The sequence below is a fragment of the Pseudomonas sp. p1(2021b) genome, from assembly GCF_020151015.1.
GTDB lineage: Bacteria > Pseudomonadota > Gammaproteobacteria > Pseudomonadales > Pseudomonadaceae > Aquipseudomonas > Aquipseudomonas putida_K.
Genome location: NZ_CP083746.1, coordinates 2,510,970 through 2,525,516 on the forward strand (window position 1 = coordinate 2,510,970; position 14,547 = coordinate 2,525,516).

Sequence of the window (14,547 nt, forward strand, 5' to 3'; positions counted from 1 at the left end):
GCGATGAACCCTCGCTCAGTTCAACGGCAACGCACGCGCCCAAGGTCGGTAGCGCAAGGCGAACACCGCTTCGGCATGGCACCCTCCAGTCAACGCCGGTTGTGCCGGCTCGGCGCGAAACGGCTGGCTCGGTGCGCTGACCTGGCGGAATGCTTCGCGCACGATACCCACGCGGCAGGGCAAGGCTTGCTCATAGGCTTGGCGTACCTGCGCCGGCAGGCGACTGGTGCCCGCGCCGTCCTGCCACCACACAGTCAAGCCCAGCTCGGCCAGCTGGTCCAGCCAGGCCGCGTTGACCCGCGGCGCCAGGTGCCCGGCGCTGAAGGCGCTCAGGTGCAACGGCTGGTCCAGCTGCCGGTTGAAGGCCTGCAACTGACGATACAGCGCGTCGCGGCGGCTGGCCTCGTGAAAATGCAGGTCGTCCAGCTCCAGGGGCAGGTACCAACCCGCGACAGGCAGATCCCAGTGCTGGCGGACCTGGTTGTACTGGGTCAGGGCGCGGCCCAGTTGGGCCTTCCAATAGTTGGCCAGGCCTTCGCCATCGAGTTCTTCCAGACGTTGGTAGTAGGCCGGGTCCATATACAACCCCAGCACCAGTTCCAGCCCCTGGGCCTGGGCTTCGCGCAGGCTGTTGGCCAACCACCCCTGGGCGCCGCCGAAGTCGCTGTCGCCATAGACGGTCCACTGCACGATGAGGGTCTTGCCTCCCTGGGCCTTGGTGTCCCGCCACAGCTGTTGCCATTGGCTGGACGTCACGGCGGCGTCGCGGTTGAGTGGCTGGTAGAACAGACGCTGGTCGGCCACGGTCGGCAGGCACAGGGCAAGCATGCAAATCGCCAGGATCGTACGCATCAGAAGGTCAACTCCACACCCAGCAACACGCCATTGGCGCGCTCATAGAGATTGCCGCCCAGCGACTGCTGGTATTCGGCGCGTACTTTCAGCGAGCCGCGGTAGGCGTTGTAGCGGTCGTCGTCGAACCACCACTGCCAGCGCACGCCCACGCCGGTGCGCAGGTCCTGGCGCCAATCATTGCTCGGGTCCTGGCTGGCGAACTCGAGGAAACCATAGGGCATGACCGTCTGTGGTGAGTTGCCAGGCAGTTTCCAGGCGTGGCCTTGCTGGTAGCGTGACAACCACGCATGGTCGCCGGCGCGGGTCCACCAGGCGGCATCCAGGTAGAGGAAGCGCTCGTTCCATTGGTCCTCGTCCACCCGCCAGTCGTTGCGCCAATCGCCCTGGTCGAGGAACGAGGCGGTGGCCCGCAGCAGCAGGTCATTGCTCGATTCGGCATGGTGGCGCAGGTCGCCCCAGTTGCCGCCCACCTTGGCCGGGCTGAGCAGCTCCCCCAAGCTCAGCCCGTTGTAGTGGTCGCTGTCGACCTGGCGCTGGTGATAGAGCTCGGCATACAGGTTGAGGTTGGCCTGGCCGAACGGCTTGTAGCGCAGGCCGACGCCGGTGCCCAGGCTCTGGGCGTAGTCGGTGCGGCTCTGGCCGCCGAACAGCACGCGGCCATAGACCGACAGGGTGCTGCCGTTGCGGCTGGGCTCTTCGCCCAGGGCATGGTCCCACATGGCGATCTGCACGTTCTGCGAGCGGGCCCGGCGTTCGGTGCTGCGTGCCCCGTTCTCGAGAAACTTGTCGTTGGTCGAGGTGCCGGCGGGCGACCAGGTGCTGGCCAGGGTGACCGTGTCACGCCGCGACAGCGTTTCGTGGGCTCGGCGCTGGCGGTACTTGCGGGCCTCGAGGCTGCCGTACTCGTCATCACCGTCCACCAGGTTCTGTTCCTCGTCGATGACCCGGCGCAGCTCACGGCGGGCCGCGGCGCTGTCCTCGGCTTCGTCGTAGCGCAGTGCCAGGGTCTCGCCCAGGCGGTAGTCCTCGGGGAAGTCGCGGGTGGCCCGCTCCAGATAGGGAATGGCGGCCAGGCGTTGCTGCCTGTGCGCTGAACCGGCCAGGCGCATGCCATAGTCGGCACGGTAGCGTGGCTGGTCGGGTGCCAGGCGCACGGCCTCGGCCAGCCAGGCCATGGCCAGGGTGCTTTCGCCGGCTTGCTGGGCGGTGTTGGCCGCCGCGTAGTAGTGCTCGGCGCGGGGGGCATGGGCCAGGGCCTGGCGCTGGAATTCCAGAGCCTTGGCCAGGTCGCCCTGGCGCTGCGCGATGGCGGCGCCCAGGGCCCAGTCGTCGGCGCTTTGGTGGGCGGCTGCGTCCCAATGGGCACGGGCTGCGTCGGCATCGCCGGCATTGAGCGCGCCCTGGGCGGCGGTCATCCGCGCATTGTCGTTCCAGGCGTCGGCAGGCAGGCTGCGCCAGATAGGCGCGGCGGCCTCGAAATCGCCGGCAGCCTCCAGGGCATAGGCCAACGGCAGGCGGCTGCCCGGGTCGCCCAGGCGTTCGGCGGCCTGGTAGTAGACCACTGCCTGCCCGGGCTGGCCGGGCATGGCGCAGCGCCCCAGGGCGCGGTACTGTCCGGCCTCGGTGGGCGTGGGCACAGCCTGGCGCACGGCGTCGCATTGGCCGGCCTCGGCCAGTCGGCCCAGCAGCTGGGCACGGGTGTCGGCATCGACTCGGGGCACCAGGTGCAGCATGCGACGGGTATCCAGGGGCGCGTCGTTGCGGGCGTAGAGGTTGCCCAGGCGTTGCAGCAGGTTCGCTGTCAGGCGGCCCTGGCGGCGATCGTAGGCGGGTACCAGCAGCTGTCGGGCGCGGTCCGGGTGGCCTTGTTCGAGCAGCAGGTAGCTGGCCTGTTCGAGGGCGGCCAGGTCGCCGGTCTGGTGGTAGCGCTGCTCCCATTGCGCGGCGGTGCGCGGTTGGGGCGGCGCAGGCGGGTCGCCATACAGGCGCTGCTTGAGCACCGCATGGGCACGTGGGTCGGCGCTGGCATTGCAGCCGGCGAACTGTTCACGGGCCTGTTGCGGGTCGTGACGGGAAAGCCAGTCGACGGTTTCCAGGCAGGGCCGCTGCAGTTCGTTGCTGAGGGTGCGCACCAGGGCGGCGTCGTCGCCTTCACGGGCCAGCTCCCACAATTGTTGGCGTTGTTCGGGTTGTTGCAGCTGCTCGGTCGGCAGAGCCTGCAGCCAGCGTTGCGCCTGCTGGTTGTGGCCGACTGCGATGGCGCGGTTGGCCATGGCCAGGCGCGCCTCGTTGGCGGCCTTCTCGGACGGCGCGCTGGCCAGCAGCTTTTGCAGGCCTTGTTCGTCGATTTGCTGGATATAGGCATTGGCCAGGCGGTGCCAGTCTTGCACCGGCAAGGTGCCTTGCTCGGCCAGTGGCTGCAACTGCTCGATGGTTTCGCCCCAGTTGCGCAATTGCTCGGCGAAGTTGGCGCGGGTCAGGCGCAGGACCATGCCGTCATCTCGCGGTGGCAGGTGGTTGAGCCAGTCCAGGGCGCGGGCAGCACCGCCGAACTTGGCCAGGCTCAGGCTATAGGCCTGCCACAGGCGCACCCGCTGGTGGCCTTCGCTGTTGGCGAGCCAGCCTTCGACCTGGCTGGCCGGTGGCGGGTCCTGTTCGATCCAGGTCAGGCGCAGCTCGAGCAAGGCATCGACATGCTCGGGGGTATCGTCGAGCTGTTCGGCGAGCGCCTCGGCCTCCTTGTAGCGGCGCTGGTGGGCCAGGGCCTGCATCAGCAGGGCCCTGGCTTCGTCGTTGTTGGGCACCCGCTGCAGCACGTGGCGGGTCAGGCGTTCGACCTCCTGCCAGTTGTCGCGCTGCGCTTCGCGGTAGCTGCGCTCCATGAACGGGTAGCTGCGAAAACGCTGGAAGTCGCTCATCGGCGCGGCCGCCGTGGGCAGGGAGGCGGTGCACAGCAACAGGCCAGTGAGGGTCAGGGAAAGACGGGGCTTCATGCCACCTCCCGGGTCAGGTCATAGGCGGCCTGCTGCTCGCTGGCCTGTTCGGCGAGGGCTTGCTGCAGCACGTCCTCGGTGATGATGCCGCGGGCGACCAGGTGCTGGCCCAGGGTCATGTGCTCGGGGTCGAAATCGATCAGCGCCTGGTTGAACAGGGTCACCGGCACCATGCCGCGTACTTGCAGCAGGGCGCCGAGCATGACCAGGTGCACGCATACCCGCTCCAGCAGCGCGGCATCGTCCTGGTTGCGCTCCAGCACAGCGAGCATCTGCCGGGTTTCCTCCTTCTGCCACGGGCTGGGGTAGTGATGGTGCAAGCCTAGAGCGACCCGGCCCTGGGGCGCCAGGCGATTGCTGACCGGGCGCTTGAGCTGGCGGCTGATGACCCCGAGCGAGACCTGGCTGACCGGGCTTTCACTGGCCAGTACCAGGGTTTCGCCGTCCTCGGCGACTGGGAGTACGCCGTAGTGGGTGGCCAGGCGTCGGGGCAGCTGGGCGATCAGTTGCGGCGAAACCTTGAATGGGTTGAGGGGGGCCCAGGGCAGGTCCATCTGTTCGGCCAGGGCCTCGACCAGCTGCTCGCTGGTGAGCCAGCCACGCAACAGCAATTCGCGGCCGAGGCGCCGGCGCACCGGGCTGGTGATCGCCTGTTGCAGCTGCTCGTCGGTGATCAGGCCCTTGGCTACCAGGCGCTGGCCCAGGGGTGTGCGGGCGGGCGAGGCGATGGCAGGGAACTCGTGGGTGGTCTTGTCCCAGGCCACGCGCCGCGAATCGCCCATCTCCATGACCTGGCGCAGGGCCCGCAGGTTGGCGAAGAAGTTGACGAAGTTGCTCCACATCATGCGCGGCGCCGACAGCAGCCCTTCGCCGATGCCGTAGTAGCGGGTGACGAACCAGCCGCGCTGGAACAGGCGGTTGATCAGCAGCAGGCCGTTGAGCCAGAGCAAGGTGGACAGCAGCCAGCTGTCGCCCAGGATCGACATGAAGCGCCACGACTCAGGGGCGATGGTGGTCACCAGCCAGATGGCCAGCAACACCAGCAGCAACAAGTTGACCAAAAAACTCAGCAGGTAGGCGAACAGCCCGCGGCGGTCACGCCAGAGGAAGTAGTTGAGTGCGCCCTTGCGGCTCCAGCCCAGGTTACTGGTGCCCTGGAACACGATGCCGACGATCCATCGCGACTTCTGGCGAATGGCGTGTTGCCAGTCGCGCGGGAAGTGCTCGCGCACACAGATCACCTGGGAGAACCGCCGGCTCATGCCCCAGCGCCATTCCTGCTTGAGGGCCAAGGCCGGGTCGGTGATGGAGTAGCGGGCGAAGATGCACTTCATGCCCTTGTGCTTGAGGCGAAAACCGATGTCGTAGTCTTCGGTCAGGCTCTGCACGTCGAAGGCGATGCCGTCGCCATCTTCGAGCAGGGCGCTGATGGCGCGGCGGCTGAAGCAAGTGCCGACCCCGGCGCTGGGCACCTGACCGGTCAGCGCCTCGCGTACGATCACGTCCTTGCCGTGGTTCTCGGCGAACTCATCGACGTAGTGCCCGGCGGTGAAGCCTTTCCATTCCGGTGCGTAGGGGTAGACCGGGATCTGGATCATGTCCTTGTTCGGCAGCAGGTAGTTGAACAGGCGCAGTTCCATGGGCGAGATCACGTCTTCGGCATCGTGCAGGATGAAACCGGCGAATTCGATGCGTGCGTCCTGCTGGAAGCGCAGGATCGCGTCGATGATGTTGTTCAGGCAGTCGGCCTTGCTGGTCGGGCCGGGGCGTGCGCAGACCACCTTGTGCACGTTGGGGTAGTGCAGGCACACGGCATCGACGTCGGCCTGGGTCTGCGGGTCGTTTGGGTAGGTGCCGACGAAGATCTGGTAGTTCTCGTAGTCGATGGTCGAGGCGGCCAGGCGCGCCATCTCGCCGACCACGCCCACTTCGTTCCAGGCCGGGACCATGATCGCCAGGGGTTTTTCCGGTACTTCGAACAGGCGCTTCTCGTCGGCCGGCTCGAAGCGGTCGTAGATGCGAAAACGCCGGATCAGCTTGCGGCCCCAATAGCAGATGTCGATGAACAGGTCGTCCAGGCCCAGCAGGAACATCAGGCTGGCCAGGGCGATAGCCAGCAGCTTCAGGCCGAACAGCACATAGACGAGGAAGTCGATGAAGGCCAGGCTCATGCGTCGCCCCGCCCGGCGGCTTGCTCTTCGAGCCAGCGACTCAAGCGCTCGGCGATGCGCTCGCTGGCGTGGCCGTCACCGAAGGGGGTGTACACCCTGGCCATGCGTGCGTAGGCCTCGGGGTCATCGAGCAGCAGGCTGGTCTGGGCGACGATCTGGTCGGTATCGGTGCCCACCAGCTTGACCGTGCCGCCCTTGAGCACCGCCGGGCGCTCGGTGACCTTGCGCAGCACCAACACCGGCTTGCCCAGGGCGGGGGCTTCCTCCTGCACGCCGCCGGAGTCGGTGAGGATCACGTCGGCACGGTTCATCAACCAGACGAAATGCGGGTAGTCCTGGGGCGGCACCAGGTGGATGTTGCCACGCCCGGACAACACGCCGTACACCGCCTGCTGGACCTGCGGATTCAGGTGCACCGGGTAGACGAACTGTACGTGCGGGTAGCGCTCGCCCAACTGGGCCAGCGCCTTGCAGATGCGCTCGAAGCCCTGGCCGAAGTTCTCCCGGCGGTGGCCGGTGATGAGCACCATGCGCTGGTCGTTGTGCAGTACGGCCAGCGGCGAGTCGGCGGCAGGTTGCCAGTTCTGCGCGGCCAGGTGGTCGCGCATCCACAACAGGGCATCGATCACCGTGTTGCCGGTGACTTCGATCTGGTCGGGGTGCACGCCTTCGCGGATCAGGTTGGCATCCGAGTCGCGGGTCGGCGTGAAGTGCAGGTCGGCCAGTACGCCGGTGAGGCGGCGGTTGGCTTCTTCCGGCCAGGGCTGCCTGAGGTTGCCAGTGCGCAGGCCCGCCTCGACATGGCCGATGGGGATCTGGCGGTGGAAGGCGGCGAGGGCGGCGATGGCGCTGGTGGTGGTGTCGCCATGGACCAGGACGATCTGCGGCTTGACCTGTTCGTAGGCCTGGTCGAGCTTGTCCAGCAGGTCGCGGGACAGGCCGTTGAGGGTCTGGCTGTGGGTCATCACCTTGAGGTCCTGGTCGACGCCAAGGCCAAAGGCGGTCAGCAATTGCTCGAGCATTTCCCGGTGTTGGCCGGTGGAGCAGATGTGCAGGTCGATCCCGGGCCATTGACGCAACACGCGGGCCAGGGGCGCCATCTTGATCGCTTCAGGGCGGGTACCGAATACCATCATGACGGTATGTGCCATGGTTTGAATCCTCCGTTCTATTCCCTGGACGAAGTGACGCGCGCTGCGGCACGTCATAGACAAGCAGTCGAATGCGGGGTTGTCCAATATCGACTCGCGCCGACGCGAGACGTTCGGAGCGCGGCAGAGAGCATCCGGGGAAGGGCACGTACGGGCGCCAAGACACCGGGATGCCAGGGAAGGGTGGGTGTTTGCTGAAACGGTTATTCTAGTACTTTTGTTCCGCTTTCTCTGCAAGATGTATTACAAGCTTTTACTTGTGGGCTTCTGCTTGTAACTTTGTAGGCCTTATTACCAAGGAGTCGTTCATGCAAGGCAAGGCACGCAAGGTGGTCCAGGCCATCCTCTATGAAGTCATCGCCGTGGCTTGCGTAGCGCCGGCCCTGTCGCTGATGTTCGATGCGGGCATGGCCCATTCGACGGTGCTGTCGATTCTCATGTCGGCCATCGCCATGAGCTGGAACATGGGCTACAACTGGGCATTCGAACGTTGGGAGGCACGCCAGGACAAGCGCAGCCGGACCTTCCTGCGTCGGCTGCTGCATGCCTTGGGCTTCGAAGGCGGGCTGGTGCTGATCCTGCTGCCGCTGGTGGCATTCTGGATGGACATCAGCCTGTGGGCGGCGCTGCTCACCAATCTGGCACTGTTCCTGTTCTTTTTCGTTTACGCGTTCGTGTTCCAATGGGGATTCGACAAGGTGTTCGACGTACCGGTCTCAGCCCAGGAGGTTCGTGAAGGGTCACAGGGGTGTTGACTCGGCGCCTGGCGCCGGGATAACTTCCCTGCCCATGAACACATTCCCGCAGCGTCACGCCATCCGCATTATTACCGCCATTATTCGTTTGGCGGGCTAGCGCGTACGTGCACCGAACCCGCCCTGGAGGCGGGTTTTTTCTTTCCGGCTCCTGGGTACTTGAAACCACCAGGAGTCATCGATGACCAGCCTTAGCGTCAGCCTTCGTAGCACCTCGCCCCAGCAACTGCTGTCGGAACAGGTTCGCCGCATTCTCAGTGCCCCCGTGTATGACCTGGCCATCGAGACGCCCCTGCAACCGGCCCCGGCGCTGTCGGCTGCCCTTGGCAACCAGGTGCTGCTCAAGCGCGAGGACCTGCAGCCGACCTTCTCGTTCAAGATCCGGGGAGCCTACACCCGGCTGTCGCGGCTGACCCCGGTGCAACGGGAACGTGGGGTGATCACCGCATCGGCGGGCAACCATGCCCAGGGCGTGGCGATGGCGGCATCGCACCTGGGGATGCGCGCGACCATCGTCATGCCCACCACCACCCCGGAGCTCAAGGTCCAGGGCGTACGCGCGCGAGGCGGCCATGTGGTGCTGCATGGCGAAAGCTTCCCCCATGCTCTGGCCCATGCCCTGCAACTGGCGGACAGCGAGAGAGCGACCTTCGTGCCGCCGTTCGACGACCCGGACGTGATCGCCGGACAGGGCACGGTGGCCATGGAGATCCTGCGTCAGCACCCGGGCGCATTGGATGCGATCTTCGTCCCGGTCGGTGGCGGCGGGCTGATCGCCGGCATCGCCGCCTACGTCAAGTATCTGCGTCCGGAAGTGAAGGTGATCGGTGTCGAGCCGGAGGACTCCAACTGCCTGCAAGCGGCCCTGGCCGCCGGCGAACGGGTGATCCTGCCGCAGGTGGGAACCTTCGCCGATGGCGTCGCGGTGGCCCAGGTCGGTGCCCATTGCTTCGAGCTGTGCCGCCATTTCGTCGACGAAGTGGTGACGGTCAGCAGCGATGAACTGTGCGCCGCGATCAAGGACATCTACGACGACACCCGCTCGATCACCGAGCCGTCCGGCGCCCTGGCGGTGGCCGGCATCAAGAAGTACGTGGCCCGCGAAGGGGTTGGCGGACAGACGCTGGTGGCGATCGATTCCGGTGCCAACGTCAACTTCGACCGCCTGCGCCATGTGGCCGAGCGTGCCGAGCTGGGCGAGCAGCGCGAGGCGATCATCGCCGTGACCATCCCGGAGCGCCCGGGCAGCTTCCGGGCCTTCTGTCAGGCCCTGGGCAAGCGCCAGATCACCGAGTTCAACTACCGCTATTACCCCGGCAAGGAGGCGCGGCTGTTCGTCGGTGTGCAGACCCACCCGCAACACGACCCGCGCCAGGCGCTGCTGGCCAGCTTGCGCGAGCAGGGCTACAACGTGCTCGACCTGACCGACAACGAGCTGGCCAAGCTGCATGTGCGCCACACGGTCGGCGGGCATGCCGCGCCAGGTGCGCAGGAGCGGGTGCTGCGCTTCGAGTTCCCCGAGCGGCCAGGCGCGCTGCTGGGCTTTCTCGAGCGGCTGGGCAAACGGTGGAACATCAGTTTGTTCCATTACCGCAACCATGGTGCGGCCGAGGCGCGGGTATTCGCGGCCCTGGAGGTGCCTGACGAGGAACTCGCCGGGTTGCCCCAAGCCCTGGACGAGATGGGCTATCGCTATTGGGACGAGACCGAGAACCCGGCTTACCGGTTGTTCCTGGGTTGAGTGTCGGGCAGGCTCGGCCCACAGCGGGGCAAGCCCGCGCCCACAGGTTCGGTGGTGTTCGCTGACGGTGCGTTGCGCTGGGTCAATACTGCTCCGCGCCAGCAGGCGGATCCTCAAGGGCAGATAGACCTTCCAAGAGGATCCGGCCATGAGCAGCACCTTCTTCATCCCCGCCGTGAACATCATGGGCATCGACTGCCTTGACGAGGCGATGGCGGCCATCGCCGGCTACGGCCTGCGCAAGGCCCTGATCGTCACGGACCAGGGCCTGGCGAAAGCCGGCGTGGCCGAGCGTATTGCCGGCTTGCTGGCCAGGCGCGACATCGATTCGGTGATATTCGACGGCGCCAAGCCGAACCCGAGCATCGCCAACGTCGAGGCCGGGCTGGCCTTGTTGCAGCGTGAGCGTTGCGATTGCGTGGTGTCCCTTGGCGGCGGCTCGCCCCACGACTGCGCCAAGGGGATCGCCCTGTGCGCGACCAACGGTGGGCGGATCAGCGACTACGAAGGCGTCGACCGCTCCAGCAAGCCGCAACTGCCGCTGATCGCCATCAATACCACCGCCGGCACCGCCAGCGAGATGACCCGCTTCTGCATCATCACCGACGAGGCGCGCCACGTGAAGATGGCCATCGTCGACCGCAACGTCACGCCGATCCTTTCGGTCAATGATCCGGCGCTGATGGTCGGCATGCCCAAGGACCTGACCGCCGCCACCGGCATGGATGCCTTGACTCATGCCATCGAAGCCTACGTATCGACTGCCGCCACGCCGATCACCGACGCCTGCGCGCTCAAAGCCGTGACCCTGATCAGCACCAACCTGCGCCAGGCCGTCGCCGATGGCAACGACCTGCAGGCACGGGAGAACATGGTCTATGCCCAGTTCCTCGCCGGCATGGCGTTCAACAATGCATCCCTGGGCTACGTACATGCCATGGCGCACCAGCTGGGGGGCTTCTACGACCTGCCGCACGGGGTGTGCAACGCCATCCTGCTGCCCCATGTGCAACGTTTCAACGCCAAGGTCTGTGCCGCGCGCCTGCGCGATGTGGCCAAGGCCATGGGTGTGAAGGTGTGTGGGTTGGACGCAGAGCAGGGCGCAGGTACGGCGATTTCAGCCATCGAGCACCTGGCGGCGGCGATCGGCATTCCGGCCGGGCTGGCAGAGCTCGGGGTCAAGGTGGAGGACGTACCGGTGCTGGCAGCCAATGCTCTGAAGGATGCCTGTGGCTTGACCAACCCGCGGCCGGCGAACCAGGCAGAGATCGAGGCGATCTTCAGGGCGGCGTTCTAGCAACTAAGAGGTTCGCCGACCCTGCAGGAGTGGCCTTGCACCGCGATGGGCTGCGCAGCAGCCCTGCAGACGGGGCCTTCACCGCTCACGCATAAAGAACCCTGCCACATACTTGCGGAACGTCTCCAGGCTCTTGAAGTCGGCATAGCGCTTGAAATTCTCGGCATCCGGTTCAGGGCCGATGGGTTGCGCGAGCAGGGACACCGACAGCACCCGGTCCTGGTCCGACGTGAGCACCAGCTCATCCATCACCTGCCCACCGATGACCGGCCGACGCATCAGCACCTTGACGCCTTTGCCCGCCATCCAGTCGATCAGCGACACCAACGCCTTGAGCGGCTCGCGCTCTTCGTCGCGGTATACCGGGAACAGGTGCCCGCGCGACAGCACCGGTACGCTGGCGACGTGGATCAGCTCATAGAAATGGCTGCCGGCGGTGGTGGGTGAATAGAGTATCAGGGCCAGCAATGGCCCGCTGGTGCGGCCACCGTCCCAGAACAGATGGTGGCCTTGGAAGTCGAAGCCGTCCTCGGTGCGGGCGTTGAATAGCTTGCGCCCCTTGACCTGGTCGATGCAGTCGAGCAGCAGGCCATGACGGCGGTGGGTGCCGAAGGCCGTGGCGTCACGCAGGCGGGACTTGAGCATCATCATGTGCTTCATGTCCAGGCGGGTTTCCAGGTAGTTGCTCGCCGGTACCCGCTCCACCAACGGGTAGCGACCGGCCACGCCGCGCAGGTCGGCGAATTGGGCCGTGAGGTCCTTCTTCAGGTGGGTGGCGTAGACGTTCAAGCCACTGGCTTCGATCCAGGTCAGCAGCAACGACAGCAAGCGTTGCTGTTCACGGCGCTCTGTCGTGGCGCCGGGGCCGCCGACACCCGCCCGATTGAAATCACCCAGCAGGCGCAGCGGGGTATCCGGTGGCAGCCAGGCGGCAGGCACGGCGGTTTGCTCGCTACGTTCGCCGGTTTCGCGCTCGACCTTGGTGAACGGGCAGCCGGGCGCATGCTCGGGGGTGTCCGGGTTGTTGCGTAGGAACAGGGTGCCGGTGCTGCCGTTGAGGCTGACGTTGAGCACTGGCATGGCATCCCGACGGCAGTCGCAGGCCAACCACTGGTTGGCGCTGCGTACCTTCATCAGCCACTGGTTGGCCTGCAACAGGCGCGGGCCGGCGAGGGTACCGGAGGCAAAACCGACCAGCAGTTCCTCTTCGGCCGAGGTGAGGCTGCGCACCTGCGCAGCGTTCTTTTCGATGATTCGCATTCAGCAGCTCCAAGCTACGAGCCTCAAGCTTCCGGCAAAGTCAGGGCGCTTTCAACCCGAACGCCCGAAGCTCGCAGCTTGTGCTTCACTGGCCGCCGAACAGTTTAGCGGCGCGGGCGCGGATTTCCTCTGGGCTGAGGTCTTCCTTATGAGTGGAGACGAACCACAGGTTGCCGAACGGGTCTTTCAGCGTGCCGCTGCGGTCGCCGTAGAATTGGTCCTGCACCGGGCGCAGGGACAGCGCGCCGGCGGCGATGGCCTGGTCGTAGATTTTGTCGCAGTCTTCGACATACAGGTGGAGACCGACAGCCGTGCCACCCAGTGACTGGCTGGCGGTGAGCCCGCCTTCCATGTCGCAGGGGTCGGCGAGCATCAGCGAGGAGTCGCCGATCTTGAGCTCCGCATGGCCGATGCGGCCGTCGGGGCCTTCGAGACGGAACATCTCCACCGCACCAAAGGCCTGCTTGTAGAACTCGATGGCCTTTGCCGCGTCCTTGATGCCCAGGTAGGGCGTGATGCTGTGTTGTCCTTCGGGAACAGGTTTGACCGCCATTGCAAGGTTCCTCCTTCAGGTAAGGTCAGTACCGACCCGCCGCAGAGATACCCGCGACAGGCTTCACGCATTTACCGAGCCTGTATGTTTGTACAGTTTCGGCAAATGCGCAAATGCCTTTTCCCTATTAGAGGCTGACCGGCTAGAAGATGTAGTCGGTGGTCAGGAAGCTCGACTGGCGGTTGCGGATGATCTCGCTGATCAGCGCCTTGTTGGCTTCCTGGAACCTGGTGGCCACCAGGGTGCGGATGGAGAACACACGCAGGGCGTCGTGTACCGACAAGGTGCCTTCGGCACTGTTCTTGCGGCCGTTGAACGGGTAGGTGTCCGGGCCACGCTGGCACTGGGCATTGATATTGATGCGGCCAACCTGGTTGGCGAAGGTATCGACCAGCATGCCGATGGTTTGCGGGTCGTTGCCGAACAGGCTCAACTGCTGGCCATAGTCGGAATCGAGCACATAGTCGATCACCGTCTGCAGGTCGCGGTAGGGCACCACCGGCACCAGCGGGCCGAACTGTTCCTCGTGATAGACGCGCATGCTGGGCGCCACCGGGTAGAGCAGGGCCGGGTAGAAGAACGAGCCGCGGCTGGTGCCGCCTCCCTCGTTGAGTACCCGGGCACCCTTGGCCATGGCGTCGGCCACCAGGCCGTCGAGGTAGTCGACCTTGCCAGGCTCGGGCAACGGCGTCAGGGCCACGCCCGGCTCCCAGGGCATGCCGGGCTTGAGCGCGGCGAGCTTGCGCTGGAACTTGTCGAGGAACGGCTCGACCACATCTTCGTGCACGAACAGGATCTTCAGCGCGGTGCAGCGTTGGCCGTTGAACGACAGAGCGCCGGTGACCGCTTCCTCGACGGCGTTGTCCAGGTCCACCTGGGGCAGGACGATACCAGGGTTCTTGGCATCCAGGCCCAGGGCCGCACGCAGGCGGTGCGGGCGCGGGTGCAGCTTCTTCAGGTCGCTGGCGGCCTTGTGGGTGCCGATGAAGGCGAATACGTCGATCTTGCCGCTGGCCATCAGGGCGCTGACCGTTTCCCGGCCACGGCCATAGATGACATTGATGACCCCTGGCGGGAAGCTGTCGCGGAAGGCTTCGAGCAACGGGTGGATCAGCAGCACGCCGAACTTGGCCGGTTTGAACACCACGGTGTTGCCCATGATCAGCGCCGGGATCAGGGTGGTGAAGGTCTCGTTGAGCGGGTAGTTGTACGGGCCCATGCATAGCGCGACGCCCAGTGGTGCGCGGCGGATCTGGCCGAGGGTGCCTTGCTCGAGTTCGAAGCGGCTCGACCGTCGGTCGAGGTCCTTGAGGGCATTGATGGTGTCGACGATATAGTCGCAGGTACGGTCGAACTCTTTTTCCGAGTCCTTGAGGTTCTTGCCGATCTCCCACATCAGCAGCTTGACCACCGCCGTGCGCTGTTCGCGCATGCGTCCCAGGAAGGCTTCGACATGCTGGATACGCTCGGCCACGCGCATCGTCGGCCAGGCTCCACGCCCCTTGTCGTAGGCCTGTACGGCGGCATCCAGTGCGGTGAGGGCGGTATCGGCGTCGAGCAGCGGGGCACTGCCGAGGATCACTTGCTGTTCACTGTCGCCGTGCTTGAGCCAGACCGGGCTGCGTACCGTGGCCAACGGGCCGTCCCAACGCCTGAGCTGGCCACCGACCAGGTAGTCGCGTTGCTCCAGGGGCTCGCCCAGGCGCCAGGCCTCGGGGATAGCGTCGGGGGTGGGAAACAGCGAATCGAGCAGACGGTCCATGGGTACTGC

10 protein-coding genes are annotated in these 14,547 nt (G+C 65.7%); 3 read left to right on the top strand and 7 right to left on the bottom strand.

The window, feature by feature from the left end:
• Positions 1-15: 15 nt before the first annotated feature.
• The 4 genes from K8374_RS11600 to wecB are packed head-to-tail and all read right to left on the bottom strand — an operon-like array spanning position 16 to position 7,170.
• Positions 16-852, bottom strand: coding sequence for a DUF4434 family protein (locus K8374_RS11600; RefSeq protein ID WP_224459156.1), 837 nt, complete (start codon positions 850-852; stop codon positions 16-18).
• The gene (locus tag K8374_RS11605) at positions 852-3,848 is read right to left on the bottom strand and encodes a phage receptor (RefSeq protein ID WP_224459157.1); all 2,997 of its coding nucleotides are present in this window, start codon (positions 3,846-3,848) and stop codon (positions 852-854) included. Before K8374_RS11605 ends, K8374_RS11600 begins: the two co-directional genes overlap by 1 nt.
• Positions 3,845-6,019 (bottom strand): cyclic di-3',5'-guanylate-activated glycosyltransferase NrfB, encoded by a 2,175-nt coding sequence (gene nrfB / locus K8374_RS11610; RefSeq protein ID WP_224459158.1) that lies wholly within the window; start codon positions 6,017-6,019, stop codon positions 3,845-3,847. The genes K8374_RS11605 and nrfB overlap by 4 nt, the downstream gene beginning before the upstream one ends.
• Positions 6,016-7,170 carry a non-hydrolyzing UDP-N-acetylglucosamine 2-epimerase gene (gene wecB / locus K8374_RS11615; protein WP_224459159.1) on the bottom strand — a complete coding sequence of 385 codons (1,155 nt, stop codon included), beginning with the start codon at positions 7,168-7,170 and terminating at the stop codon, positions 6,016-6,018. The genes nrfB and wecB overlap by 4 nt, the downstream gene beginning before the upstream one ends.
• 308 nt (positions 7,171-7,478) lie before the next feature.
• On the opposite strand from wecB, the gene K8374_RS11620 reads away from it, so the two are divergent.
• From K8374_RS11620 to yiaY, 3 genes are all read left to right on the top strand, one after another.
• On the top strand, positions 7,479-7,925 hold the full coding sequence (locus K8374_RS11620) for a PACE efflux transporter (protein WP_224459160.1): 447 nt from the start codon (positions 7,479-7,481) through the stop codon (positions 7,923-7,925).
• Positions 7,926-8,106: 181 nt separating this feature from the next.
• A complete protein-coding gene (gene ilvA, locus K8374_RS11625; RefSeq protein ID WP_224459161.1) occupies positions 8,107-9,666 on the top strand; it encodes a threonine ammonia-lyase, biosynthetic in 1,560 nt (519 codons plus the stop codon).
• Between the two features lie 148 nt (positions 9,667-9,814).
• The gene (yiaY, locus tag K8374_RS11630) at positions 9,815-10,963 is read left to right on the top strand and encodes an L-threonine dehydrogenase (protein ID WP_224459162.1); all 1,149 of its coding nucleotides are present in this window, start codon (positions 9,815-9,817) and stop codon (positions 10,961-10,963) included.
• Positions 10,964-11,041: 78 nt separating this feature from the next.
• Here the strand turns inward: yiaY and K8374_RS11635 are convergent, their stop codons facing one another.
• The 3 genes from K8374_RS11635 to K8374_RS11645 all read right to left on the bottom strand — a co-directional run bounded on the left by K8374_RS11635 (position 11,042) and on the right by K8374_RS11645 (position 14,538).
• The gene (locus tag K8374_RS11635; RefSeq protein WP_224459163.1) at positions 11,042-12,223 is read right to left on the bottom strand and encodes a hypothetical protein; all 1,182 of its coding nucleotides are present in this window, start codon (positions 12,221-12,223) and stop codon (positions 11,042-11,044) included.
• A gap of 85 nt (positions 12,224-12,308) precedes the next feature.
• A complete protein-coding gene (locus K8374_RS11640) occupies positions 12,309-12,776 on the bottom strand; it encodes a VOC family protein (protein WP_224459164.1) in 468 nt (155 codons plus the stop codon).
• Positions 12,777-12,918: 142 nt separating this feature from the next.
• The gene (locus tag K8374_RS11645) at positions 12,919-14,538 is read right to left on the bottom strand and encodes an NADP-dependent glyceraldehyde-3-phosphate dehydrogenase (protein WP_224459165.1); all 1,620 of its coding nucleotides are present in this window, start codon (positions 14,536-14,538) and stop codon (positions 12,919-12,921) included.
• Between the last annotated feature and the right edge of the window lie 9 nt (positions 14,539-14,547).